General features: G+C 33.4%; 23 protein-coding genes. 11 read left to right on the top strand and 12 right to left on the bottom strand.

Features of this window, described 5'->3' with window-relative positions:
• Positions 1–17: 17 nt before the first annotated feature.
• On the bottom strand, positions 18–1,139 hold the full coding sequence (locus FEF17_RS13605) for an endonuclease (protein WP_139002962.1): 1,122 nt from the start codon (positions 1,137–1,139) through the stop codon (positions 18–20).
• Positions 1,140–1,145: 6 nt separating this feature from the next.
• Complete coding sequence (locus FEF17_RS13600; protein WP_139002961.1) at positions 1,146–2,363, bottom strand: RsmB/NOP family class I SAM-dependent RNA methyltransferase; 1,218 nt, start codon at positions 2,361–2,363, stop codon at positions 1,146–1,148.
• Positions 2,364–2,757: 394 nt separating this feature from the next.
• Here FEF17_RS13600 and FEF17_RS13595 point away from each other — a divergent pair, with 394 nt between their 5' ends.
• The 8 genes from FEF17_RS13595 (at position 2,758) to FEF17_RS13560 (ending at position 11,146) form a co-directional block, all read left to right on the top strand.
• Complete coding sequence (locus FEF17_RS13595; RefSeq protein ID WP_139002960.1) at positions 2,758–3,804, top strand: WD40/YVTN/BNR-like repeat-containing protein; 1,047 nt, start codon at positions 2,758–2,760, stop codon at positions 3,802–3,804.
• 136 nt (positions 3,805–3,940) lie between these two features.
• Positions 3,941–4,489, top strand: a complete 549-nt coding sequence (locus FEF17_RS13590; protein ID WP_139002959.1) for a nucleotide exchange factor GrpE — start codon at positions 3,941–3,943, stop codon at positions 4,487–4,489.
• Between the two features lie 9 nt (positions 4,490–4,498).
• Entirely contained in the window at positions 4,499–5,617 is a 1,119-nt protein-coding gene (dnaJ, locus tag FEF17_RS13585) for a molecular chaperone DnaJ (RefSeq protein WP_139002958.1), read from the top strand.
• 274 nt (positions 5,618–5,891) lie between these two features.
• A complete protein-coding gene (locus FEF17_RS13580) occupies positions 5,892–6,818 on the top strand; it encodes an ABC transporter ATP-binding protein (protein WP_139002957.1) in 927 nt (308 codons plus the stop codon).
• A gap of 3 nt (positions 6,819–6,821) precedes the next feature.
• Complete coding sequence (locus FEF17_RS13575; protein ID WP_139002956.1) at positions 6,822–8,135, top strand: ABC transporter permease; 1,314 nt, start codon at positions 6,822–6,824, stop codon at positions 8,133–8,135.
• Between the two features lies 1 nt (position 8,136).
• Complete coding sequence (locus tag FEF17_RS13570) at positions 8,137–9,066, top strand: mechanosensitive ion channel family protein (RefSeq protein WP_139002955.1); 930 nt, start codon at positions 8,137–8,139, stop codon at positions 9,064–9,066.
• Positions 9,067–9,092: 26 nt separating this feature from the next.
• The gene (locus tag FEF17_RS13565) at positions 9,093–9,980 is read left to right on the top strand and encodes a DUF6268 family outer membrane beta-barrel protein (RefSeq protein ID WP_246046857.1); all 888 of its coding nucleotides are present in this window, start codon (positions 9,093–9,095) and stop codon (positions 9,978–9,980) included.
• A gap of 2 nt (positions 9,981–9,982) precedes the next feature.
• Positions 9,983–11,146: a sigma-54-dependent transcriptional regulator gene (locus tag FEF17_RS13560; protein WP_139002954.1), complete on the top strand. Its 1,164-nt coding sequence runs from the start codon at positions 9,983–9,985 to the stop codon at positions 11,144–11,146.
• Positions 11,147–11,199: 53 nt separating this feature from the next.
• Here the strand turns inward: FEF17_RS13560 and FEF17_RS13555 are convergent, their stop codons facing one another.
• The gene (locus FEF17_RS13555) at positions 11,200–11,934 is read right to left on the bottom strand and encodes a hypothetical protein (RefSeq protein WP_139002953.1); all 735 of its coding nucleotides are present in this window, start codon (positions 11,932–11,934) and stop codon (positions 11,200–11,202) included.
• Positions 11,935–12,057: 123 nt separating this feature from the next.
• On the opposite strand from FEF17_RS13555, the gene FEF17_RS13550 reads away from it, so the two are divergent.
• The 3 genes from FEF17_RS13550 to FEF17_RS13540 all read left to right on the top strand — a co-directional run bounded on the left by FEF17_RS13550 (position 12,058) and on the right by FEF17_RS13540 (position 14,989).
• The gene (locus tag FEF17_RS13550; protein ID WP_139002952.1) at positions 12,058–12,936 is read left to right on the top strand and encodes a PPK2 family polyphosphate kinase; all 879 of its coding nucleotides are present in this window, start codon (positions 12,058–12,060) and stop codon (positions 12,934–12,936) included.
• A 74-nt stretch (positions 12,937–13,010) separates the two neighbouring features.
• Positions 13,011–14,423, top strand: coding sequence for a M20/M25/M40 family metallo-hydrolase (locus FEF17_RS13545; RefSeq protein ID WP_139002951.1), 1,413 nt, complete (start codon positions 13,011–13,013; stop codon positions 14,421–14,423).
• An 8-nt stretch (positions 14,424–14,431) separates the two neighbouring features.
• A complete protein-coding gene (locus FEF17_RS13540) occupies positions 14,432–14,989 on the top strand; it encodes a hypothetical protein (RefSeq protein WP_139002950.1) in 558 nt (185 codons plus the stop codon).
• 3 nt (positions 14,990–14,992) lie between these two features.
• Here the strand turns inward: FEF17_RS13540 and FEF17_RS13535 are convergent, their stop codons facing one another.
• The 9 genes from FEF17_RS13535 to FEF17_RS13495 all read right to left on the bottom strand — a co-directional run bounded on the left by FEF17_RS13535 (position 14,993) and on the right by FEF17_RS13495 (position 24,531).
• Positions 14,993–15,742: a DUF3179 domain-containing (seleno)protein gene (locus tag FEF17_RS13535; protein ID WP_139002949.1), complete on the bottom strand. Its 750-nt coding sequence runs from the start codon at positions 15,740–15,742 to the stop codon at positions 14,993–14,995.
• Positions 15,743–15,807: 65 nt separating this feature from the next.
• Positions 15,808–16,203, bottom strand: a complete 396-nt coding sequence (locus FEF17_RS13530; protein WP_139002948.1) for a hypothetical protein — start codon at positions 16,201–16,203, stop codon at positions 15,808–15,810.
• 126 nt (positions 16,204–16,329) lie between these two features.
• A complete protein-coding gene (locus FEF17_RS13525; RefSeq protein WP_139002947.1) occupies positions 16,330–17,241 on the bottom strand; it encodes a PD40 domain-containing protein in 912 nt (303 codons plus the stop codon).
• A gap of 45 nt (positions 17,242–17,286) precedes the next feature.
• On the bottom strand, positions 17,287–18,582 hold the full coding sequence (locus tag FEF17_RS13520) for an APC family permease (protein WP_139002946.1): 1,296 nt from the start codon (positions 18,580–18,582) through the stop codon (positions 17,287–17,289).
• A 12-nt stretch (positions 18,583–18,594) separates the two neighbouring features.
• Positions 18,595–19,767: an acetyltransferase domain-containing protein gene (locus tag FEF17_RS13515; RefSeq protein WP_139002945.1), complete on the bottom strand. Its 1,173-nt coding sequence runs from the start codon at positions 19,765–19,767 to the stop codon at positions 18,595–18,597.
• 10 nt (positions 19,768–19,777) lie between these two features.
• Positions 19,778–20,959: an acetyltransferase domain-containing protein gene (locus FEF17_RS13510; protein ID WP_139002944.1), complete on the bottom strand. Its 1,182-nt coding sequence runs from the start codon at positions 20,957–20,959 to the stop codon at positions 19,778–19,780.
• A 47-nt stretch (positions 20,960–21,006) separates the two neighbouring features.
• The gene (locus tag FEF17_RS13505; protein WP_344737322.1) at positions 21,007–22,458 is read right to left on the bottom strand and encodes an MBOAT family O-acyltransferase; all 1,452 of its coding nucleotides are present in this window, start codon (positions 22,456–22,458) and stop codon (positions 21,007–21,009) included.
• A gap of 9 nt (positions 22,459–22,467) precedes the next feature.
• Positions 22,468–23,493 (bottom strand): hypothetical protein, encoded by a 1,026-nt coding sequence (locus tag FEF17_RS13500; protein ID WP_139002942.1) that lies wholly within the window; start codon positions 23,491–23,493, stop codon positions 22,468–22,470.
• 12 nt (positions 23,494–23,505) lie between these two features.
• A complete protein-coding gene (locus FEF17_RS13495) occupies positions 23,506–24,531 on the bottom strand; it encodes a hypothetical protein (protein WP_139002941.1) in 1,026 nt (341 codons plus the stop codon).
• Between the last annotated feature and the right edge of the window lie 10 nt (positions 24,532–24,541).

Genomic DNA, 24,541 nt, shown 5'->3' with positions numbered 1-24,541 from the left:
TGACTTACCATTTCAAGTTATTCCTTAATTAACTTTTTTGCAGTAATACCTCGATTAGAGTTTAGTTTAACAACATAAATGCCTTTTGCTAGATTTGAAATATCAATAGTGTTATTATCCTTACTAATATTTTTTACAAGCATTTGTTTTCCAATAACGTTGTAAATGATAACCTCAAGGTTTTGTGTTGTTGAGAAATAAACAAAATTATCTTTTACGGGGTTTGGGTATATTTTGGTGGATGTAATCTCAATATTTTTATTAGAGAGTAGACTGCTCCAAATAGATTGAACATAATTTGGATTATCAATAAAAGGATTGCGATTGTTCTGTCTATTAAAAATGGCGTTATTTCTGTCCTGTTCCCTTGTCGAAACAGGGTCGTTAATATGCCATTGGTATAAAATGTTAAAGAATGTTGTTGAAAAAACTTGATTTTCCGAACCATTGAACATGTCGTAGGAATTAAAGCTGGCGATGTCATCTTCATACCTAACGGCAAAATAAAAATGCATTCTCGCAATATCTCCTTTAAATTCATCTATAGGTTCAAAAACGGTTCCAGTATAACCTGCAGAATAACCTGAATTTAAATTGTTACCTCTTTTAGATAGATTGGTAGAGGTCCAATTTGGTATGTCTACAACCCCAAAAGGGAAGCTTCCTCTTTGAGAATTAACAAACTTATCGGAAGGAACAACAAAATGTGCGTCATTTCTCATTGGTGAGTCTTGGTTGAATACAGACTGGGGAATAATGTGTTCTCTATTATAAAATTGTCCTTCTGAATTACCACCAGAACCCATATCTCTATCATCATTAGGGGTTTCAATGGCGTATGTATATTCATAAGAATCCATTCCTAAGGGTTTTTCCGAATACATATCTAATACAGTTCCGTTATTTTCAAAATAGGAATCTATGTCTGATGTTTCATAGGTTGTATATAGCTCACCATACCCAAGATCTAAAGACAAAAATTCGGTACTTAAATTATCATCTTTGTTATCTATAATTTTCTTTAATTCAGTTTTTAAATCGTAACCTGTTTTTCCAGTCGCAGATGAATAATAATTGGTGGGTTCTTGCGAGAATGTTTGTGAACAAATAATAAAAAGTAATAAGTAAAGGTGTTTCATGTAGTATTATTTTTTACGTTCCAAAAGCGCCATATAAAACCCATCGAAACCAGATTCGTGAGCAAGCACTTTTTTGTCTTTAACAAATATAAAATCTTTTCCTGATTCTGAGTTTAAGAATGTTTTCACTTGATTTTCATTTTCAGAGGGAAGTACAGAGCACGTCGCATAAACGAGTTTTCCATCTGGTTTTACCATACGAGAATACTGTTGCAATACTTCTTGTTGTGTAACCCGAATACGATCCATAAATTCTGGTTCTAATTTCCATTTTGCATCAGGATTACGACGTAAAACCCCTAAACCAGAGCAAGGCGCATCAATTAAAACACGATCAGCTTTGTTGTATAGTTTTTTTATGGGTTTAGTAGAATCAATAACTTTTAAATCCACATTATGCACGCCATTTCTACGAGCTCGAACTTTTAATTTTTTAAGCTTACTTTCGTAGATGTCCATTGCAGTAATTTGACCTTTATTTTTCATTAAAGAGGCAATGTGCAATGTTTTACCGCCAGCACCAGCACAGGTGTCAACAACTTTCATACTAGGTTTTACATCTAGAAATTCTGCTACCAACTGAGACGATGCATCCTGAACTTCAAATAAACCATTTTTAAAAGAGTCAGTTACAAATACGTTTGCACGTTCTAGAAGTTTTAATGCGGAAGGATAGCCCTTTATGAATTCAGTCTCAATATTATTTTCATCAGAAAGTATATTTTGAAGTTTTTCCTTGGTCGTTTTTAAGGTGTTAACTCTAAGAATAACATCCGCTTGCTCGTTTTGCATGGCAATTTCCTTAGACCACTTGGATTCGCCCAATTCTTCCAATCCAACTTTATCCATCCAGTCTGGAATAGATTCTCTTAATTTTCTAACTTTCGAAAGTTCGTCAAAACGTCCTTTTATTTTTCTGGTTGGTGTATTTTCAAAGTATTTCCAATCGGGTAGTTTAATGCCTTTTAAGGTAGCCCAAACCGCAAACATGCGCCAGAGGTTATCGCGATCAAATGGTTCTTTTACTTCTGCGATTTCTGCATATAGTCGTTTCCAACGTACAATATCATAAGTTGTTTCTGCCACAAAACCACGGTCTCTAGAACCCCAACGTTTATCTCTTTTTAAGAGTTGCTGAATAACCTTATCGGCATATTGTCCTTCATTGAATATTAGGGTTAATCCGTCTATAACGGCAAAGCATAAATTTCTATGTAATCGCATGTTGAATAAATAAGGATGCAAAGGTAGTATAATGTTTTGTAGTTATTATAAATCTTATAGCTTTTAAACCATTTGAATTATTGTATGCCTAAAGACAAATTGCTTTCAAAATGAAACCTACATTAATAACTTTAATGTCACTATTTACATTATACTCTTGTAGCTCAACCAGTGAAGATTTTGATAGTGATTTCATTCATACCTAAAACTTTATTCTTGTCGACAAACAAGGATATATTCATGTTGTTTATGTGGGACTTTAGAAGCCGATGTCTTAATATTAAAACGCCATATCGACAATTTGATTAAGAAATGTGATTGTATTTATAGTTTTAAAGAAAAGCTTCGTGATTGTTTACGAAGCTTTTTTATTTTTAAGGAAATTTAAGATGGTATGAGAAAATTGTTGTTTTTTTGGGTTGTTATTACTGTGCTCATTTCGTGTAAAAAAGAAGCTTTATTTGTTCCTCGGGATATATCAAAAGTGGAAATCACGCATTTTTTGGAAGATTCATTGTTAAATGTGAGAGCTTTAGAAGTAAATGAAGGAAGGGTGGTAGTAGCGTCATCCTCAGGGAAAATTTATCAGATGGTTTTGAGTTATAAAAATGATTTCGATGAGGGGAGGTATTTTGAATTTATCGAGGACTCGTTAAAGCAAAATAATTTTAGAGCGTTAGCCTTTCAAGGAGACTATACTTATGCTCTTTCAATAGAGTCTCCAGCTAAATTATTTCAAGGAGGAATGTTAGTATATCATGAAACCCACCCCAAAGCTTTCTACGATTCCATGGATTTTTGGAATGACCAAGAAGGTATTGCTATTGGTGACCCAACTGAGGATTGTATGAGTATAATTATCACTAGAGATGGGGGTGGGACTTGGACTAAATTATTGTGCGAAGATTTACCAAAAGCCATTGAGGGTGAAGCTGCATTCGCCGCTAGTGATACTAATATCTCTATAGTTGGAGATCATACTTGGGTAGCAACAGGAGGGAAGGCTAGTAGAGTTCTATACTCTCCAGATAAAGGTAAGACTTGGAGTGTATATAATACGCCTATAATACAAGGTGTAGAAACAAGTGGTATATTCTCAATTGATTTTTATGATGAACTTAACGGTTATGCTATTGGTGGTGATTATACAAAGCCCGAAATTAATGTAGCCAATAAAATAAGAACAAGTGATGGGGGTAAAACTTGGGAAATAGTTGCTAATAATCAGAATCCCGGTTATAGAAGTTGTGTGCAATATGTACCGAATGGTCAATGCAAAGAATTAGTAGCTGTAGGCTTTAATGGAATTGATTATTCTAGAGATGCAGGAAACTCATGGAAACATTTAAGCGATGAAGGCTTTTATACCGTTCGATTTTTAAACGATTCTGTGGCATACGCAGCAGGAAATGGGAGAGTTTCAAAGTTAGTTTTTAGGTAAGCTTAAGGCGCAGCATTATCAAATAATTCCTCCTTTTAAATTTCTTCAAAATATTTTAATGACATTATGACATTTTTACAATATTGGCAGTACTTTTGCCAACTTAAATAAAGCATTGCATAAATTTAAGTTTACCATGAGTAAAAAAGATAAAAAAGAGATACAAGAAGAGCAAGATATTAATGCGCAATCCGATACGGTTGAGGTTGAAGAACCTATTGTAGAGGAGCAATCTTTAGAAGAAAAGCTTCAGGCTGAAGTAAAGGAAGAAAAAGATAAGTTTTTACGACTTTTTGCCGAATTTGAAAATTATAAAAGACGAACAGCCAGAGAGCGAATCGAATTGTTTTCAACAGCAAGTGAAGATGTTATGAAAACTTTATTGCCGATTCTTGACGATTTTGAACGTGCGCTAGCGCATATTGAAGAAGATAAAGAGGCTGAAGAATTACGTAAAGGTGTTTTACTGATATATCAAAAATTAGTGAATACACTAGATCAAAAAGGGCTAAAAGTTATGACAGTTGAAAAAGGAGATGTTTTTGATGCTGACACCCATGAGGCAATTACTCAAATTCCTTCACCAAGTAACGACTTAAAAGGAAAAATTATTGATGTTGTTGAGAAAGGATATAAACTTGGAGAAAAAATAATTCGTTTTCCAAAAGTTGTTATTGGACAATAAACTACACGCATGGCAAAAAGAGATTATTACGAAATATTAGGAGTTAGCAAAGGTGCTAGTGATTCCGAAATTAAAAAGGCTTATCGAAAGAAGGCTATCGAATTTCATCCAGATAAAAATCCGGACGATAAAGAAGCAGAAGCTAAATTTAAAGAAGCGGCGGAAGCTTATGAGGTTTTAAGTGACACCGATAAGAAAGCACGTTATGATCAATTTGGTCATCAGGCGTTTGAAAATGGCGGTGGATTTGGTGGTGGTGGCATGAATATGGATGACATATTTAGTCAGTTTGGAGACATTTTTGGTGGTGCTTTTGGTGGTGGTGGATTTTCTGGTTTTGGCGGAGGTGGCGGTCCACATCGTACCAAAGGAAGTAATTTACGTATTCGCGTTAAGCTTACTTTAGAGGAAATTGCTAATGGTGTTGAGAAGAAGATAAAGGTAAAGCGAAAAGTACAAGCTCCAGGAACTACTTACAAAACCTGTACAACATGTAATGGTAGTGGTCAGGTAACTAGAATAGCAAATACCATTTTAGGAAGAATGCAGACGTCTGCTCCATGTAATACTTGTGGTGGCGCTGGACAAACAATCGATAAAAAACCGACTGATGCAGATGCTCAAGGGCTTAAGGTTGCAGAAGAAACAGTATCTATTAAAATACCAGCAGGTGTTGTTGATGGCATGCAACTTAAGGTCTCTAGCAAAGGAAATGATGCTCCAGGTAATGGTATTGCAGGCGATTTATTAGTTGCCATAGAAGAATTGGAACATGACAAGTTACAACGCGAAGGTGATAACTTGCATTATGATTTGTATGTAAGTTATCCAGAAGCAGTTTTAGGAACATCTAAAGAGATAGATACTGTAACTGGTAAGGTGCGTATAAAAGTTGAAGCTGGTGTACAATCGGGTAAAATATTGCGTTTACGAGGTAAAGGTATTCCAAGTATAAATGGTTACGGTAAAGGTGATTTATTAGTCCATGTTAACGTTTGGACTCCCAAAACTTTAAATAAGCAACAAAAAGATTTTTTTGAGACGATGTTAGACGATGAACATTTCTCGCCTAAACCAGAAAGTTCTGATAAGTCATTTTTCGAGAAAGTTAAGGATATGTTTTCCTAGTTAAACATCTTAAAAATACGATAATCCGCCAAAGTGCGGATTATTTTTTAGAACAAGTTCTTTAATAGTTTTGCTATTAGTATTGAAAAAAAAACTATATTTGAACTACCATTAATTTATTTTAGTGGTAATTTTTCTTTTTCATAGCAATTTTTTTCCCATCCTTAATTTTTTTAAGGGTGGGTTTTGTTTTTTACGCTTAAGTAAGATTTCATGTCTTTAAGTTTATAACATTTAATATATTTACCACAACTAGATTCATTAAAATATATGTATGAATAATCTCCTAGAAGTCAACCAAGTTTCTAAAAGTTTTGGTAAGTTTAAAGCACTTAACCAAGTATCAATTTCAGTGCCAAAAGGGAGTATATTTGGTTTACTAGGTCCAAATGGAGCAGGAAAAACTACATTGATAAGAATTGTAAATCAAATTACGATGCCAGATTCTGGATCCGTTCATTTGGATGGGGAGTTGCTTCAAGATAAACATATAAAGGATATAGGATATTTGCCTGAAGAGCGTGGTTTATATAAATCCATGAAAGTAGGGGAGCAAGCTTTGTATTTAGCTCAACTAAAAGGATTAAGTAAATCTGAGGCAAAAGCACGTTTAAAAGACTGGTTTGAACGTTTGGAAATTGGGGATTGGTGGAATAAGAAAATACAAGAGTTATCAAAAGGGATGGCTCAAAAGATTCAATTTGTTGTTACTGTATTACATCAACCTAAATTGTTAATTTTTGATGAGCCTTTTTCGGGCTTTGATCCAATTAATGCTAACGTCATTAAAGATGAAATTTTGCGCCTAAGAAACGATGGTGCTACAGTTATCTTTTCAACACATAGAATGGAATCTGTTGAGGAATTATGTGATGATATTGCACTGATTCATAAATCTAATAAGATTTTGGATGGTAAACTTATAGATGTAAAGCGCAAGTATAAAGCCAATACTTTTGAGGTCGGTATAAAAACAGAACATAATAATATACTTAGGGAAGAGTTATCTCAAAAGTTTAGTATTTCTAATGCTAGTTTTAAAACACTAGAAGACGAATTAAAATTAAATATTAAGTTGAATGATAACGATATGCCAAATGATTTATTGAATTATTTAATCTCCAAAGGAGAAGTTTCACATTTTGTAGAGTTAATTCCAAGTGTTAACGATATTTTTATTCAAACAGTAAAGAATCATTAGTTTATGAATCATTTACCTCTAATTATTAAACGGGAATATTTAACCAAGGTTAAGAATAAGTCCTTTATAGTGATGACTATTTTAAGTCCAATTATAATGATTGCTCTTGTGGCTGTTGTGGCTTATTTATCGCAACTTAATAGTGATAAAGTAAGAAAGATTACTGTGTTGGACGAATCACTATTGGTAGAAGATGTTTTTAAAAATTCTGAAAAAATAAAGTACGATATTTTAACTGATAAATCGTTAGATGATGCTAAGTTAATATCCATAGAAACAGAATCTTATGGTTTATTACATATATCAAAACTAGAAGATTTAAACTCCTTAGCTCAAAGTGTTAAATTCTATTCAGAAGATTCACCTTCATTAACCGTTATTTCAGATTTAGAAGATTTAGTAGAAAATAAATTAACGAATATTAATCTCGCAAAAAAAGGAGTTGATGTTAGTTTAATTGACTCTTCAAAAATAAGAGTAGATATGATTCAGGAGAGTTTTGATGGTGAAGAAACCTCGAAGATTGATAGCATTGTAAAACTTATTTTTGGTGGTGCTGCTGGTTATTTATTATTTATGTTTATTATTATCTATGGTAACATGATTATGCGCAGTGTTATTGAAGAAAAGACCAGTAGAATAATAGAGGTTATTATTTCGTCAGTAAAACCTGTCCAATTAATGTTGGGTAAGATTATAGGGACGTCCTTAGCTGGAATCACACAGTTTGTTATTTGGATTATTTTAGGAGGTTTGCTCATGCTTATTATATCCTCAATTTTTGGAATTGAGTTGGGACAAATACAATCACAGCAACAAGAAATGATGCAGCAGACTATGGAGAATCCAGGAATTACAATGAAAGTGCAGGATATTGTGGTTGCCTTTTTTAATATGCCTCTAGCTAATTTAATAGTTGCTTTTGTTTTATTCTTTGTTAGTGGTTATTTGTTGTTCAGTTCTCTGTATGCTGCAATAGGAGCAGCTGTAGATAATGAAACAGACACACAACAATTTCTTTTACCAGTTTTAATGCCTTTAATATTAGCTGTTTATATTGGTATTTTTACAGTTATTGAAGACCCACATGGAACTGTGTCTACTGTGTTTTCATTCATTCCGTTTACCTCTCCAGTGGTGATGCTCATGCGAATTCCTTTTGGAGTTCCCTTGTGGCAGCAATTGGTGTCGTTGTTATTATTAATTGGTACTTTTATGGGAACGGTTTGGTTTGCAGCTAAAATTTATCGTGTTGGAATTTTAATGTATGGCAAAAAACCGAGTTATAAGGAATTGATTAAATGGATTAAGTATTAAAATGCAAGAAAAAGTTTCAGATAAAATAGAAAAAGAAGTAAAACAGGTGGAAGAGACCATAAAAGATAGTTCTTTTTGGGAAAATTTCGTGGATTTTCTAGAGTACAAACTTATTGATTTCACTTATGGCACTGGAGATGAGGCTCATGATATTGTTCTAAGAGTGAAGTATGTTCTACTTATTGCTCTTGTTATGTTGGCGACAACCTACATCCTTAGATGGGTTAAAAAACTGGTTACCAGGAATATGCCCGAACAAGATAAAGCTAAATTTAATACCGTCTTCACCTTTGCGAGGTGGGTAATCTATATTATTGTTACACTTATTGTTTTCGATTCCATCGGTGTTAATGTTACGGCTGTTTTTGCTGCTTCGGCCGCTTTATTGATTGGGATTGGTTTAGCGCTTCAAACCCTATTTCAAGATATTATATCAGGAATTTTTATTCTTGTAGATCAATCTGTTCACGTTGGAGATATCATTGAATTAGAAGGTAAAGTTGGACGGGTAGAAGAAATAAAATTAAGAACTACAAGAGCAACGACTGCAGATAATAAAGTATTGGTAATTCCAAACCATTTATACCTTACTAATAGTCTTTATAATTGGACTCAAAACGGTGCAACTACAAGAGAGAGTGTTGAAGTAGGTGTAGCCTATGGAAGCAACGTACAGTTAGTTAAAGAACTGCTACTTCAAGCCGCTAAAAGTTCCAAAGATGTTTTAGAGCTCCCTCCTCCTACAGTTTTGTTTACAAATTTTGGAGATAGTTCTTTGGACTTCCGACTTGTTTTTACTCTCAATGATAGTTTTAATGCGAGATTTCCAAAAAGTGAAATAAGATTTGAAATAGAACGTTTATTTAGGGAAAACAACGTGACCATCCCATTTCCTCAAAGGGATATTCATATTATTCAAAAATCAAATTAAATTGGGAATTAGATTAACATTCGTTCATGAGTAATAGCAAAAGACTCAAAACAAGTTGGGTTTTTTGCATAACTTTCATGTCGTTGCATTTGAATGCTCAACTTACCGACTTAGCGCGCTTAGAGTATTCATTTATTCCTAAAAGCAGATCCGAAGACCAGTATACGCGGTTAAGAGCAATTATTAATTATCCCATAGAACTTAAGCCTAAGTGTTATTTAGTTGCAGGATTAGAATACAATAGAGTTATATTAAACCTAGAAGACGATTATTCTTTTGATACTTCTAAACTAGATAAAATACATGTAATAGATTTAAATTTAGGGTATACGTTTAAGTGGAATGAAAAATGGCGATTTGCTCTGAAGGCGAATCCAAGAATAGCGTCTACATTAACTCGAAGTATAACTGGCGCCGATTTCTTTATGAATGGAGGTGTTTTGTTTATACGAGATCGAACCAAAGAAAAAGACATTGAACATCCCAATCGTTTAATTCTAGGTTTAACTTATAATGCCACTACAGGTTTGCCGTTTCCTCTACCTTTTATTTCTTATTATAGAGAAATTAATGAAAAATGGAGCTACAACGCCGGAATTCCTAAGGCTAACATAAAATATACTTTTAATAAAAGAAATAATGTTCAAGCATTCATAGGGCTTGATGGTTACTTGGCTCATCTGCAATCACCAATAATTATTAGTGAACAAAAAGTAGAACATATTTCATTATCTGTAGTTATTGGTGGATTAGGGTATGAATATTGCTTTACTAAACATTTAGTAGCTTATATGTATGTTGGAAATACCATTATGCTAAATAATGTGCTGAGAAATGATAATAGAGATGAAATTTTTAAATTAGACGACTTAAACGCATTTTATCTAAGAACTGGACTTAAATTTAAATTATAATTATGTCGAAAATATTAGTAATAGAAGATGAAGCAGCCATTAGGCGGGTATTGGTTAAAATACTTTCAGAAGAAAATGATTCTTATCAAGTGGATGAAGCTGAAGATGGGTTAATAGGAATTGAAAAAATAAAGAAAGAAGATTTCGATTTAATTTTTTGCGATATTAAAATGCCAAAAATGGATGGCGTTGAAGTATTAGAAGCTACTAAAAAAATAAAACCAGAAATACCCATCGTTATGATATCTGGTCATGGAGATTTAGACACTGCGGTTAATACGATGCGTCTAGGAGCCTTCGATTATATTTCTAAACCACCAGACTTAAATCGATTGCTTAATACTGTAAGAAATGCTCTAGACCGAAAAGAATTGGTTGTAGAAAACAAAATTCTGAAGAAAAAAGTTAGTAAAAAATATGAGATGATTGGGGAAAGTGAAGCGATTTCTCAAATAAAAGATATTATTGATAAAGTAGCTCCAACTGATGCGCGAGTTTTAATTACTGGTCCTAACGGAACGGGAAAAGAACTAGTCGCACATTGGCTTCATGAGAAAAGCGATCGCGTTAAAGGGCCTATGATTGAGGTTAATTGTGCCGCTATACCTAGTGAGTTAATTGAAAGTGAGTTGTTTGGTCATGTAAAGGGGGCTTTTACAAGTGCTAATAAGGACAGAGCAGGTAAGTTTGAAGCTGCTAATGGAGGAACAATATTTTTAGATGAAATTGGAGACATGAGCCTTTCTGCTCAAGCAAAAGTACTAAGAGCTTTGCAAGAGAGTCGCATACAGCGCGTTGGTAGCGATAAAGACATAAAGGTAGACGTACGCGTTATTGCGGCAACAAATAAAGATTTGAAAAAGGAAATAGCCGATGGTAAATTTAGAGAAGACCTCTATCATCGCCTAGCTGTTATTTTGGTGAAAGTTCCAGCTTTAAATGATAGGCGAGATGACATACCAATGCTTGTTGATTACTTCGCAGATAAAATTGCTAACGAACAGGGTACAGTTAAGAAATCGTTTTCCGCAAAGGCTATCAAATTATTACAGGATTACGATTGGACAGGAAACATACGTGAACTTCGTAATGTTATCGAGCGTTTAATTATCCTCGGAGGCAATGAGGTAAGCGAACAAGATGTAAAATTATTTGCATCTAAATAAAAAAAGGACTAACCAAAATGGTTAGTCCTTTTTTTTATTCAAAACTATTAGATTTAATCTTCGTCAAAAATATCCATTCGAGATAAATATGTATTTGTTAATCCTTTAATATTTTCTAAAAGATATAATTTAATCTCTTCAACACCTTTATTTTCAAGGTTGGCCTCATTTGGTTTAATTTCAGTTAAAGTCTCAGCATCGCAATTACAAAGTTCAAGAATTTTGTTATACGCTTCAATATTACTAGCAATAGCTTCTTTATAGGCATTTATTAAACGTTCTTTATTGTGTTCTGCCTCTTTTTGTTTTTGAGCCGCAAGTTTTGCCTTAATTTCAGACTCTTTTTCTTTAAGTTCTTTTTGAAGTTGTTCAAGCTTTTCTTTTTCAGATTTTAAGGATAACAATGACTCCTCTTCACTAGTTAAAACTGTGAATTTATCCAATTCAACAATACTTTGTTGAGCTATGTCTCGTGCGCGTTTTACATAAAAACGACCATCTTCAAAAGTACCTGCATTTTCAACATGAGCTAAAAGCTTTGCACCATCGTATGCTAAATCGTATGCACTTTCACAGCCGCAGGTCTTGAGTTTTTCTTTAGAACGCTCAAAAGCTTCTAAAGATCTGTTCGAATAGTACTTTAAATGAGAAATATTATTTGAATTGTAGGCAGACTTTACATGAGAATATGCATATAACAAGTCAGAATCTGCATCTTCGCATTTTGCCTGCGAAAAAGACAAGGTAGATACAAAAAATAACAATATAAAAAAGTAAGATTTTTCCATAATAAATAGGTTAAGTTTATAATATAGACGACTAATGTACTAAAAACTTCGATAAAGCGTATGTATTTCATCGAAAATATGGATTCACTATATTTATGCTTTAATATAAAATTGTTCTATATAATGAAGAAAATTAGCCTTGAAGAATTTAAAATAACCTCGAAAATAGCATTAAAAGAGCAGGTAACAACTTATGATTTGGAAGCATCAAAGGATAAAATTGAAAATGAGTTGAATTCTGTTAGTAAGAAGTTAGGGAAGCTACAAAACACAATGTATGCTCATGGTAAATATGCTGTACTTATTTGTTTACAGGGTATGGATACTGCAGGTAAGGATAGTCTTGTTAGAGAAGTTTTCAAGGAATTTAATGTTCGAGGTATCGAAGTACATAGTTTTAAAGTACCCACGGAGGTTGAATTAAAACATGATTATTTATGGCGTCATTATATTGTGCTTCCAGAGCGAGGCAAGTTTGGTGTTTTCAATAGAACACATTATGAAAATGTTTTAGTAACTCGCGTTCATCCTGGATATATATTAGGAGAGAACATACCAACTGTTAATTCTATTGATGATGTTAATGATAACTTTTGGGACAAACGTTTTGAGCAAATTAATAACTTCGAAAAGCATATAGCCAATAACGGCACAATCATTTTTAAGTTCTTTTTAAACCTTTCAAAAGAAGAACAAAAAAATCGTCTTTTAAGGCGTTTGGATAAACAAGAAAAGAATTGGAAATTTTCTCCAGGTGATTTAAAGGAGCGTAAATTATGGAATAAATATCAAGAATGTTATGAAGATGCCATAAACAGAACCTCTAAACCACATGCACTATGGTATAATATTCCGGCAGATGATAAACCCACTGCTCGTTACATAGTTGCGAAGATTATGTATGATACTTTAAGGCAATACACCGATATTGAAGAGCCAGAACTAGAGGATGATATAAAAGCTAATTTAGAGTTGTATAAGCAGCAACTTAATAACGAGTAGTTTTTTATGATTTCTTTTAGACATTCGCTTATTTAAAATAGTATTTTTAGTCCATTATGTTGTTACTTCAATTTATGAAAATATTCAGGTTATTCTTTTTATGTTATTGCTTTACACTTTCTCTTAATACGCTCTCACAAAGTGATGAAGAAGTCTTAAAAAAAATTTACAAGACCTCTTTAACAAATGGACAAAGTTATAATTGGCTTAATTATTTATCGAATCAAATAGGAAGCCGATTATCGGGTTCATATGGTGCAGAAAAAGCTGTAACTTGGACAAAAGAAGAGCTTGAAAAACTAGGACTAGACAAAGTTTGGTTACAACCAGTTATGGTTCCAAAATGGATAAGAGGGGCCAAAGAATATGGATATATAGAATCTGGGTCAGGTAAAACATCTATCGTAAATATTTGTGCCTTGGGAGGTTCTGTTGCTACGCCATCATTAGGATTAAAGGCGAGTGTATTAGAAGTAAAGAGTTTTGAAGAATTGGCTATTCTTGGAGCTGAAAAAGTTGCTGGAAAAATTGTGTTTTATAATCGTCCTATGCAACCCGATTTAATTCATACGTTTGAAGCTTATGGAGGTTGTGTGAATCAAAGGTATAAAGGGGCAGTAGAAGCTGCAAAGTATGGTGCTGTTGGTGTTATTGTAAGATCCATGAATTTGAGACTTGACGATTTACCACACACAGGAGCGATGACTTATGATGATTTACCGGTTAGTCAGCGCATACCATCTGCGGCAATAAGTACTAATGACGCTGAGTTGTTAAGTGCCATGTTGAAGTTAGATAAATCAATTATGTTTTACTTCAAACAAAACTGTAAACAGCTAAAAGACGTCTTGTCTTACAATGTTATTGGTCAAATTACTGGATCGGAGTTTCCAAATGAATACATGCTCGTTGGTGGACATTTGGATTCTTGGGATTTAGGGGATGGCTCTCACGATGATGGGGCAGGAGTAGTGCAATCCATGGAAGTATTACGCTTATTAAAAGAAATAGGTATAAAACCAAAACGAAGTATTCGTGTCGTTCTTTTTATGAACGAAGAAAATGGTCTGCGCGGCGGGAATAAGTACGCCGAAATGAGCAAAAAGAATAATGAAAAACATGTATTTGCCTTAGAAAGTGATTCTGGTGGATTTACACCAAGAGGGTTTAGTTTCGATTGTGACGATGCCAGTTTTAATCAGGTTTTGCAGTGGAAGCCCTTATTTAAACCATACTTAATTCATTATTTTGAAAAAGGTTATGGCGGGGCAGATATTGGACCCTTAAAAAGTGATGCTATGGTTTTAGCTGGATTACGACCAGATTCACAACGCTATTTCGATCATCACCATGCAAGTAATGATACCTTTGATGCTGTAAATAAAAGAGAATTAGAATTAGGAGCTGCTACTATGACTTCTTTGATATACCTATTTGACAAGTATGGTGTTAATCCAATTTCCAATTTAGAAACGATAAAAAACTAGAATTAAAAATGAAGAAACTAATATTGCTGTTTGTTCTACTACTTTCGACAACAATTTTTGCTCAAGATGACAATGAATTGCCTTATGCAGATATTTCGAATACCCCTGAATCCTATACACCAGGGGCTGTAACTGCAAGAATGATTGATGGATTGGGATTTCGATATTATTGGGCAACAGAAGGTTTAACAGAAACAGATTTGGCCTATAAACCTAGTGAAACGGGCAGGACAACGGATGAAAACCTCGATCATTTATATGGACTTTCCAATTTTATAATAAAAACGCTTTTAAAAGATATTGGTAAAAGAGAAGAAGTAGAATTTGCTAGTTTTCAGGAGAAACGAAAAGCAACCTTGGTTAACTTTAAAAAGGCTTCCGATATTTTGTTAAAGAGCGAAGATTTATCCGAGTTTGATAATAATCGGTTTCCGTTTTGGAACCTTATCAACGGCCCTATATCGGATGCCTTATGGCACACCGGACAAATAGTTTTACTCAGGCGCGCTTCGGGTAATCCCTTTAATTCAAATGTTAGCGTTTTCGCTGGGAAATTAAGGGATTAGATTTTACTTTGAATATTTTTCTATAATATGGTTGACATTCTTAATATTTTTCCATGTCTTGGGCCTATCAAAATCTTGTCCGGAAATAAGAACTAGTGCATTAGGATAGTTTGCTTTTATTTGTTTCCACGTCGTGTCTTCCCAATAAGCCTTATCCATTTCAAGAAGTTTTACACCTTTTAAGGGACCAGAAACGGCTTTTCCAATTAATGGCCACCATAGACTTTCGGTATCTCTGTCCCAAAGAATAAATCCATCTAAGCCATTCCAAACATCTTTATCATAATAAGTATAGCCACTTAAAGCAAATGTTAATGTTGTGCCATCATATTTACGTTTGTATATAGCACCTAAATCTGCCAGAATACAGTATGCAGCCATTATGGGTTCATCATCTAAACTATCATTAACAATTTCATGTCTTGTCAAAACTTTTACGGAATAGGCTTTTACATCATTTCCTTTATAAGCAATTAAAAAACGATCTTCATCATTCCATTTCTTATCGGCTGATTCAACATTTTCGAACTCAGGATTGAGAAGTGCTGGAAAGCGTTCGCGACCAATACCATAATGAAATTGTTCTTCTTTTAAGTCTAAATTATTAATTATAAAGTGCTGACTTTCTAATTTACCACCATAAAGTGCTTTGTTACCTTTTAGTTGAAAAAATTTACCTTTTTCTTTGGCACTTGGTCGTTGTGAAAAGCTGTTGATAGAGATAAATAATAATAAAAATAAAGAAAGCTTCATTAGTTTAAGTTTTTTTAAAAAACACCTTTTTTAAAAAAGGTGTTTTCAATTTAATTAATACTTTTTTAGTCTCTTCCCAAAAAGTAACCAATTACGGCTCCCGCAACTCCGAAACGAACTCCAAAGGAAAGCGCACCAATAATTACACCAGTCAGGTCTGTTAAATCACTTGTAGCAAGTGTTTCTAATGTTTGACAACCTCCAATAAAGGCGCCAATGATAAAACCTGCTTGGGCACCTGTTGATAATGTGTTAATTTGGGTCCATTTACTAAATAATATTACAATCAATGTTGCATATAATACTTCCATTAAAATAATAATTGGCAAGTCCAATTTTGTAAAAACTTCAGAAACATTTTCTCCTGTTAGGGCATGAAAGCCCATAATAACGTAAATTAAATACCCTAATCCAAATAGAGCAATTGTTCCACCAATAATGGCAAAAATCTTGTTTTTCATTTTAGTTGGTTTTATAAACTTCTGTAAAGAAGTTTGGTTAGTTGATATAAATATAACGAATTTAAACTGCTGATAACTAGGTTAATGCAAAATTAAAACGAACTTAATGTCTATTTGAGCTAAATTTTAAGGTTCTATTGGCTCTTTTAAAAGTATTTTAAAAATTTGTAAATTTCCATTATTGGTCCTCGAGATCAATAAATTAATATCTTTCGGAGACCAGGAAGGGAGTATATCGACTTCATCATTAAAGGTTATTTGGCGTTTACCTTTGCCATCATGCTTCATTATGTAAATTTCTGGTTTTCCCCCATCAACACTAGCAGAATAAACAACTCTTAATTTATTATTGGAAAGTTTAGCGTAATTACTATGATTTTTAAAGTACGTTAGGCGAGATCGCTCTTCGGTAATGATATTGTAAGTATAAATAACATTCGTTTCTTTTTCATTATTCTTATTTGAATAGTACAAAAAATAATTACCTCTTCTCGAGAATTGCGGATATAAATTTTTGTACTTATCGTCAATAAGTTTTTTAGGTCGTTTACCTTTTTGATGAATGGAATAAATGTCGAAATCTCCTTTTGGATCTTCTAAATTGAAAACAATTTCAACGCCGTTTGGTGCAAATTGTGCTCGCGATTTATTACCAGCCAAAGGAATTGGGATTTTAGAGACTTTGTAGTTGTCTAAATTCAGTTTGTAGATTTCTGTCATCCCGAGTCTATCAGATTCAAATAAAATCATATTTTTATAGGGATGCCAAGTAGGGCGTCTATCATTAAATGAATTAGAAAGCAACTGTTTTTGATGACCTCCATTTATATCCATGGTATACAATTGCCACTTACCTGTTCTATTCGATTCAAATAAAATTTTTGTACCTTCTTTATTATAACTGGCATATCGGTTGTCTGATGGATTATTTGTAAGTTGTACTTCCTGATAACCAAATTCTTGAGCTAAGGAAATCGAAATAGAACCTAGAAAAGTAATATAAAACAAGCAGTTTTTGAATAGAAAATGAAGCGGCATTAATTTTGGGCTATGTTAGAATAGCACTAATATAAAAATAAAAAGTTAGACTTGTTTTTTGATGAGTTTGAGACCCCAATAAATTAAGGATAGTAAACCAATACCAATAGCAGTTGCTAGCATTTCTTTGCTAGAAATATTATATAAAAAATAAATAATGACGATTATTGCTAATATAGGCACTAACAACCCTCCAGGTATTTTAAATTCCCCTTGTTGAGATTTATGAGTTTTACGCAGTTTTATAACTGATAGTGCTACCGCTAAATACACAATTAGCATGGCACTACTTGCAATAATGGCTAATTTTTCAAAACTACCACTAGCCGCAATTATAAAAACAATAAAAGCATAAACGATAATAGCTACGTGAGGTGTTGCAAACGATTTATGAATCTTTGCTAAAGATTTCACAGGAATTACTTTGTCCCTTGCCAGAGCATAAACTACACGAGGATTATTGAGTATGGAACCACTTAAATACCCAAACATTGATATAATAGCTCCAAAGAATAGAATTGTATAACCAATTGGTCCTAATGCTGCTCTAGCTGTTTCTGCTAATGGTGTGGCTGTGAATTTTACCAACTCACTACCTAAAACACCTTGTGAAACAGATTGGATAAGAATGTATAATAATACAACAACCAAAATACTAATGAATATGGCTTTGGGAACTGTACGCTTAGGATTGATTACTTCGCCACCAACAATTAACCCCGTTTCGGCCCCTTGAAAAGCGAAAAATAAAATAAGAGACGTCTCGCCAAGTGTTTTTATACTCGGCATGGATTCAATAGATAAATTATTAATTGAGACTCCCTTCCAACCTAAAATCACAAGTATTAATAGAGGAATAAGTTTTGCTAATGTATTAAATTTAACTAATCCAATGCCTTGTTTTAGGCCCAGAATATTTATATATGCAAATCCAAAAAATATAATGAAAAGTAAAGATAATCGAACCCATTCATTTTCAAAAAATGGATTCACAGTTGCTAACATATTAATTAAGGCATTTGAAACAGCAGCATCAGCAAAGAGTGCACTTATCATCACAAATATACCTCCAAGAAATCCAGCGTAGTCACCAAATGCAGTTTCAATATAAGTGTATGGGCCACCTGTATTTGTGATTTTACTTCCAGCTTCAGCAAAACAGAGCATGACCATAGCAATCAAGATACCACAAAAGAGGTAGGCAATTATACTTGCAGCTCCCATTTTGGCTGCTATAATCGCGGGAAGCGCAAATATACCAGCACCAATAATTATATTTATTATGTTCGCAGATAAACCTACTGTCCCTATACGCCGTTTTAAACCATCAGTTCTAATCATTCTGTCAAGTTTCTATAAATAGCTAAGCCACCATTTATCTTTATTATTCGCTTTATATGTCATGTATTTTTTACTTGGGAAATAGAGTAATGTTATTACCACAATCCATATTGCATATACTAAATATAAGGGGTAACCATATTCGGCCATTGCAAATGGTGAAAGGCTTTCAAGATCTTCCCAACCATCAGATAATAGTAATACAGATAAAACGGCCAACACATGCAGTACTAACACATGTAAAAAGTAATAAAATAGAGGAACACGACCAAAGACCAATAAGAAGTCTGTAATTTTATTCTTTACGTTCTCTATAGCGTATAGAAACAATAAGGAGGGACCTATGGTAATTAAAATAAAATCCAATGACGGAGGATATTTTGTAACATTAATAAATGATAAAAAGGTGTAAATGTTGTTTTTTTGATATTCCCATGGCGTTAGATTGCCATATAAGTTAATTGTTCTTAGGATAATGAAAAGTACTAGTGCTCCAATCCCTAAGACTGCTAGCCATTTTTTTCTTCGGTCAGCATTAAAACTTTTTAAGTAGAGTCTCCCAAAATAGTAGCCTAAAACCATAAGACCCAGCCATGGTAAAATGGGATAAGCAAATCTAATTGCGAAATTAGAATCAAAAGTAATACCTGCACGTTGATGAAGTATATACCACAAAATCGACTCAAGGTTGTTTCCTTCCATAGTTATATTATCTAATAAATTATGAAAACCTACTAAAATGATTCCAAGGATTAATATTAATTTGTCATTTAGGAATATAATTAAAGATAGCAACACCATACTTAGGCCAATTGCCCATATAACTTGAAGTACGATAAGGTTATACCCCAAATTAAATTGCCACAATAAATTGTTTAAAACAATTTCAAGTAAAATAAGCCAAAGACCTCGAGAAAATAAAAACTTAAATAACTCTTGCTTCGTTTTTTTACTACCGTATAAAAAGGCAGATGTTCCAGCTAAAAAAACAAAAACCGGAGCACAGTAGTGTGTTATAAATCTGGTGAAAAATAAAGAGGGGGTTGTTGTTTGAAGGTCTGTGGGGCCAAATATGGAAGACCCCAAATGAAAAAAATCTCGAGTGTGATCTAATGCCATGAGAACCATGACTAAACCCCTTAGAATATCAATAGATTCTATGCGACTAGATTTTACTTTTACCATTTGAATATTATTATAGGTAGCTTAGCCACCATTTATTTTTATTATTCGCTTTATATGTCATGTACTTTTTGCTTGGAAAATAGAGTAGTACTATAATTATTATCCAGACTATATAAACTGTAAAAAGCGAATAACCTTGCCTTGCTAGACCAGCAATCGGATTTTGTGAAATATTTAATAATTTTTGCCAGTTATCATTTAACAAAATAACACCTAGAATGGCTCCTATATGAATAACTAGAATATGAAGGAAATAATAAAATAATGGTACCCTTCCAAATACTAAGAAGAAATCTGAAATGGAATTCTTAATATTTTCAACAAAATATAAAAATAATAAAGAAGGCCCAATGGTAATTAGCAGGTAAGCTAATGAAGGTGGGTATTTGCTTACTTTAAAGAAGGACATTATAGACTTTGCTGTGGTATTTTGAACAGTCCAAGGGGTTAAATCGCCATAAACATTAATACCTCGAATAACAAAAAACAATATAACACTAACTATACCTATACTTAATAACCATTGCTTTCTAATTGTTTCATCAAAACCTCTGGTATATAATGACCCTAAGCAATACCCCAAAGCAATGAGACCAATCCAAGGTATCACAGGATAACCTAAAAATATATAGTGATTATCATTTATTGGAAACCCATTGGGCTGGTGCAACATATACCATACTATAGAGCTTATACTATTACCTTGCATTGTAATACCATCCAGTAAATTGTGCCCAGCAATTAAAATGAATCCTATAGCAGCAATTATTTTTTTTGGCAGAAAAACAAGAAAAGATAGACATACCATACTTACTCCGATAGCCCAAATAACTTGAAGAACAATAAAACTGTAGGTATAATCGAATGTCCAATTAAGATTATTTAAAAAGATTTCTAAAATTATTAACCATATACCACGAGTAAATAAAAATTTGAAAAGTTTAGGTTTGGTTTTATTACTACCATATAAAAAAGCTGATGTACCTGCTAAAAACACAAATACCGGGGCGCAATAATGTGTAATAAAACGTGTAAAGAATAAGTAAGGTGTTGTTGTGTCCAAATTAGTTGGGTCATTAAATGCGGCGTCATAATGAAAATAATCTCTAGTATGATCTAGTGCCATTATAACCATAACTAACCCTCTTAGAATATCTATAGATTCTATTCTGGTCGATTTAACTTTTACCATATATTGATTTTAAACTGTACTAAACTATTATTTAAACTAGATAACTGTTAAAACTGAAAATAAATAAACTGCTCACCACTACCTTGAGCAATGATAATTAAAAATGTCATAATAGCCCATACAACGCCTAATACATAAGGAGAAGTTTTTAAAGATACATCTTTCATTGAGGTGTTGCGCATAACCCAGTGACATAAAAACATAATGGCGATAACCGTTGTTACTTTAATTATGGTAAACGTATCAAGAATTTTCACACCATCCGTTTGCATGTAGAACATAGATTTAATCATATTCCATGCGGTTTCAAATTCCCGTGCTCTAAAGAACACCCAAGTAATGTTAACACAACTAAAAGTTATAAATGCTAGAAAAATTCCATTCCACTTGGTAATTTTAAAGGGGAGATATTTACGTTGTAGTCTTTCAAGAATTAGATAGGTGCCATGTAAACCACCCCATACCATAAAAGTCCATGCAGCTCCGTGCCATAACCCTCCTATTAGCATAGTAAGCATTAATGCTACATACATTCTGGTAATACCATGGCGGTTGCCACCCAAAGGAATATATAAGTAATCCTTAAGCCATGATGAAAGAGATATATGCCAGCGTTTCCATAAATCTGAAAATCCTAATGATGCATAAGGGTATCTAAAGTTATCAGGTAATATAATACCTAGCATTAGAGCAATACCAATAGCACAGGTTGAATAACCTGCAAAGTCGAAAAATATTTGTCCTGAAAAGGCAATGGTGCCTACCCATGCATCAACACCATGTAATAATTTAGAGGAGCCAAAAACGGCATCAGATGTACCTGCCAGCAGTGTGTCTGCCATTACGACTTTTTGAAATAAGCCAATAGTTAAAAGGAAAAGGCCCCAAATAAATTGATTCGTGGTAGCTTTCTTTTCTTCATAAAACTGCGTGATTAAATCTTTAGCTCTTACAATTGGACCAGCTACCAATTGAGGAAAGAAGGTTACATACAATGCAAAATCTAGGAATGTTCTAGCAGGTTCTATTTTACGCTTATACATATCTATGGTATAAGACATAGTCTGAAATGTATAAAACGATATACCCATTGGTAGGATAATGTCCATTGGTTTTGCCTGAAAGTCTATGCCAATACTGTTCATAACAACCACAAAATTTTCAAGAAGAAAATCCCCGTATTTAAAGAAAGCTAAAAAGCCAAGATTGACGAACATGCTTAATAGCAACCACATTTTTCTTTTTTTCTGGTTGTCTTCAACGGCTAATCTTTTACCAGCAGTCCAATCAACAATTGTAGATATCCATAACAGGATGACTAGTGGAGGATTCCACATCCCATAAAATATGTAACTGGATAATAAAAGCATACGTTTTTTACCAGTCCATTTGAAAAGCTTGGAATAGTATAATGTTAGTACAATGATTAAAAATAAAACGAAACTTAATGAGTTGAATAACATGATTAATTGATTTTGGTCGGTTGATGTTTTTTTAATTCGTAATTATTAGATGGATAATGCTCCATCTGTTTTTAGTATTTTTACAAGTTCTGTTGTAAAAAACTGCGCATCTGTGGCTGATAAATGTGACCACTCTGGGCAATCTAAATTTTTGAATTTTTCATAGTCTTCAAAATGATAACCCTTAACATTGATTTCTTCTAATAATTCATCCCAGTATTCAGGTCTAGAAAAAAAATTGTTTTCTTTATTTCTAAAATACCCAGTAGAAGGGCTTCTTAATAAAATTAAATTACCACCTCTATTAATAAACGTTTTGGTATCTTTTTTAAAGAATTCCAAAACTCCTTTTTTATCGATATTTTTTGGAGGTGTTGTATCTGTGCTTTTATTATTCCATACACGTTTAATTATATTGGCAAATGATGTGTCTTTAGAAGTTTTAGCTTTCATTTTTACATTTCTATCAATATCTATATCTGAAAATGATGGAAATGGAGGTTCATCATTCTTAACACGATTACCAATTTTAATATGACCTATTAACTCTTTAAGATTTATACCATCCACCCCCTTTTTTTCACTTATAAACGCTAAGCTTTTTTGAAGAGGTATTGATAATTGATGATTCATACGTTGTGCATAAGTTTGTTCATGATAATAGTCAACCATTGATTGTGACCATCTCCATGGGCGCTTTTCTTTTGATACTGTTGAAAAAAATAAACCAGGAGTTACACCTACTAAAATTGTGCCTTTAAAATTTGTGTTATTAACTAAATCATGAAAAACAGGTAGAGGGGTTGAACCCGGAATTGCCAACTGAATAGGACGAATACTTGTTTCTTTTTCCCACTCATTTAATTGAACATTAAAAAGAACCCTAGATGAGCCAATAAGGACAACATCCTTAGGATTTGCTTTTTCTACTTTAGCTCTTTGCGTTGCCCAAAGCGCCTCGTTGCCATCAAAATCAGCGTATTTCCCTTGTTTGCGCCAAAAGAATTCCCATAAAATAATCCCTATTATGCTGATTATTATTGTAATGGTTAATGATTTTTTTAAGTTCATATTCTCACTTGTTTAGTTTGCTAAAGCTCCGTCTGCTTTCATAGTTTTTATAAGTTCAGCAGTGAAAAAATTGGCATCATTTAATGATAAATGTGATTCTTCTGGACATACTAGATCTTTAAATTGATCATAATCCTCAAAATGATAACTCTTCACATTAGCCACTTTTACTAACGAATCCCAAAACCTTTCTCTGGGAAGTCCCATTTTTTCACCCATTCTCACACCACCGCTGGAAGGTGGTCGCACAAGAATAAGATTCCCTCCTTTAGCTTTAAACTTTTCTACATCTTTCATAAAGAATTCTGTAGTTGCATCTTTGTCTGGAGGAGGAGCTCCTTTCCCAAAGAAGTGCCAAACATCGATAATAGATTTTGCAAAGGCTGTATCAGTTACCGTTCTTGGCATCATACTCATATTTCTAGGAATTGATACATCTCCAAAATTATAAAACGGTGGTGGCGGTGGCATGGTGTCTCGTGCTCCCCAATTAACGCGCTTTAACAAGGCTTTTAAATCAATATCATCATTCCATTCTTCTTCATCAGCCGACATTAGAACTAAGTTTTTTTGCAGCGGAATGGATAATAAATAATTAAGTCTCTGAGCATAAGTTCTATCATGATAAAAATCTACTTTAGATTGAGGTCGTTCCCAAGGAAATGCTTTTGGATAAGTAGTAGAGAAAAGTAATCCGGGAGTAACGCCAACTATAGCAGTACCATTAAAATTGGTATTATTAACTATATCATGAAATGTGGGAAGTGGCGAAGACCCAGTTGACGATAATTGTATGGGGGTTTTACCTGTAGATTTTTCCCATTGTTCCACTTGGATATCGAAGTATGCCCGAGATGATCCTAAAATAACAACGTCATCTTTATCGGCTTTTTCTACATTGGCTCTTGCCATAGCCCAAAGTGCTTTTTCATCATTTAATGTTGGATATAGACCTTGAGAACGCCAGTAGGCTTCCCAAGAAATTGTTGCAATGAGAGTTATTATTATTGCAACTGTTAATGTTTGTTTTAACTTCATTTTTGGTTGG

Source organism: Hyunsoonleella aestuarii (assembly GCF_006148925.1).
GTDB classification, from domain to species: Bacteria; Bacteroidota; Bacteroidia; order Flavobacteriales; family Flavobacteriaceae; genus Algibacter_D; species Algibacter_D aestuarii.
This window is presented reverse-complemented; position numbering and strand designations above follow the sequence as displayed.